This is a genomic window from Faecalicoccus sp. LCP19S3_E2 (assembly GCF_052121255.1).
GTDB lineage: Bacteria > Bacillota_I > Bacilli_A > Erysipelotrichales > Erysipelotrichaceae > Faecalicoccus.
The window spans coordinates 1-1,144 of record NZ_JBQKEP010000037.1 but is presented as its reverse complement, the minus strand read 5'-3'; the positions used below and the strand labels follow the sequence as shown (position 1 = coordinate 1,144).

Annotated in this window: 1 protein-coding gene; it reads left to right on the top strand. The window is 39.9% G+C overall.

Going from position 1 to position 1,144, the window contains the following annotated elements; all coding sequences use genetic code 11:
- Positions 1 to 59 precede the first annotated feature (59 nt).
- On the top strand, positions 60 to 1,144 hold a 1,085-nt coding region (locus ACTQX6_RS12580; RefSeq protein WP_441657560.1), incomplete at its 3' end, for an IS3 family transposase.

Genomic DNA, 1,144 nt, shown 5'->3' with positions numbered 1-1,144 from the left:
ATCTGGAAAAAGCACAGCGCAGAATAGCCGAGCTTGAAAGGATCAACAGGCGACAGGAAATGGAGCTTGAACTGTTAAAAAAAGACAGAGCCTTCGAAAAGACCTATTTAGCGAGTCTTCCGAAGGCTAAAACAGTGTATCTTATGCGAAAGCAAAAGATACAAGATTATTCGCTAATACGCTTATTGCATGATGATCGCAAATGGCCGGTAAAGGAGATGTGCTCTATCATAGGCATTAACAGAAGCGCTTATTACAAATGGAAGCGATCATCACCATCTCAAAAACAAATCGACAAACAGTGCGAGGATGAGAGGATCATAGCTAGAATAAAGAAAATATCCGATTCCAATCATTCTCTTTTTGGCACCATGACCATGTACTACACCCTGAGAAATGAAGGGTACGGATGCGGCCATAACAGGGTCTATCGATTGATGTGCATCCATGATATCAAATCTTCCTATAGACGTCGATCCAGATATAACTATATCCGATCCGTTCCGGAACAAACCGCAGAAAACATCCTGAACAGAGATTTCGGAACGACAGGTCCAAATCAAAAATGGTGCACGGATGTCACTGAGATCAAGGGCCCTGCGACCGGGGAAAAACTGTACATATCATCCATGATCGATCTGTATGACAGATATCCGGTGGCTTTAGAAGTATCTGATAGAAATGATGCATTTTTAGCGAATCAGACATTGGATAAAGCGCATGAAACCTATCCAGAAGCAACACCGCTTATTCATTCGGATAGAGGGTTTGCCTATACAAGAAAAGTATACAGATCCAAACTGAATAGATACAATATGTCACAATCCATGTCTCGTATTTCAAAGTGTATCGATAATGGTGTATGCGAAGGGTTTCAAGGACAATTTAAAGATATGTTGTTTATCTTGTATCCGAAAATATCTTCAAAAGATGAAATGAGAGCGGCAATCAAAGGAACGCTTGATTATTACATCAACCATTATCCGCAGAAAAGATTAAGCGGAAAGACTTGTGGACAAGTGCGAAAAGAGTCTATGGAGCAAAAAGAATGTACGCAATATCCAATTGTTCCGGCAGCAAGGTATGTAAGATATTGGAATGAAATTGAAGCAAAGAAAAAACGACAAAAAGAAATATTAGAGAA